Source organism: Pseudoalteromonas sp. S3178, from assembly GCF_005886985.1.
GTDB classification, from domain to species: Bacteria; Pseudomonadota; Gammaproteobacteria; order Enterobacterales; family Alteromonadaceae; genus Pseudoalteromonas; species Pseudoalteromonas carrageenovora.
In genome coordinates this window covers 1-1,076 of the sequence record NZ_PNCW01000106.1, presented here as the reverse complement: position 1 = coordinate 1,076, position 1,076 = coordinate 1, and the positions used below count along the sequence as shown (strand labels likewise).

Genomic DNA, 1,076 nt, shown 5'->3' with positions numbered 1-1,076 from the left:
AGCATTTAAAGCAAGTAAATTTGTTTGCTCAGCTATGCTACTAATGCTTTGTACAATACTTGCTATTTGCTGCGACTGCTGATCAAGTGCCGATATTTCGCTGGCTGCTTGCTCCATATTTATCGCAAGTTCAGTCATTACTGCAACAGTGTCTTTAATTACTCCAGCGCCTTGCTCTGCTTTTTTATCTGTTTGAGTAGACGTGTTATATGCAATTTCCGCTGCTTGCGATATAGCTATTTCTTGATTAACTTGATCAGTAATAACCGTTGCAAACTTCATCACTTTATAAAGTTCATTAGCATCATTAGAAATTGGATTGTAAGAGGCTTCAAGCCACACAATATTTCCGTATTTATCAACGCGTTTAAAACGCTCAGCTATAAACTGCCCTTCGCGTAGTTTCTTCCAAAACTGTTGATACTCTTGTGAGTTAGCTTCTGCTGGCTCACAAAATGTTCGGTGGTGTTTACCAATTAATTCTTTTTCTTGATAACCCATTGCTGCCAAAAATTGATCATTTGCTTTTAATACATGACCTTCTAAATCAAATTCAATCACTGCCATTGAGCGATAAATTGCCTTAATTGTGTCGCTTTGCTCACGAGACGCCGTAATAGTTTTGGTTAAGTCACTGCCAAATATAGAAAAATAAAGAAGCTGATCTTGCTCACCTTTCACTGGGTGTACTATTAAACGCAACCATTCTGCTTTGCCATCAAAGCGGGTAATTTGTAATGTACCACCCCAGTGACCTTCTGCTTTAATTGCTTTTTGTAAGCTTGCAAAATCTTTAGATTGGCGAGACTGCTCAGTAATAAAATCATTAAATGGGTTATTAGTTAACGTATCTTCATCATAACCAAGCTTTTGTAAAAATAAGTCATTAGCATGGGAAATACGCCCATCGTAAAGAATATTAACAACTAACATCTCACGGTAAAGCCCTTCCCACACTTGCTGCAGTGGATAAAGCTCAGCTTTTAAAGAGGCGATTTCGTTTTGTTTATTTTTAGAGAAAAACATTAATATCCTTACTCGGGCGTGTTGTTCTGTGTGGATTGAAATTTGTTCAA

Annotated in this window: 1 protein-coding gene; it reads right to left on the bottom strand. The window is 37.3% G+C overall.

Features of this window, described 5'->3' with window-relative positions; all coding sequences use genetic code 11:
• A partial coding sequence (locus CWC11_RS20000) for a methyl-accepting chemotaxis protein (RefSeq protein WP_138684099.1) occupies positions 1 to 1,026 on the bottom strand: 1,026 nt, incomplete at its 3' end.
• Positions 1,027 to 1,076 lie beyond the last annotated feature (50 nt).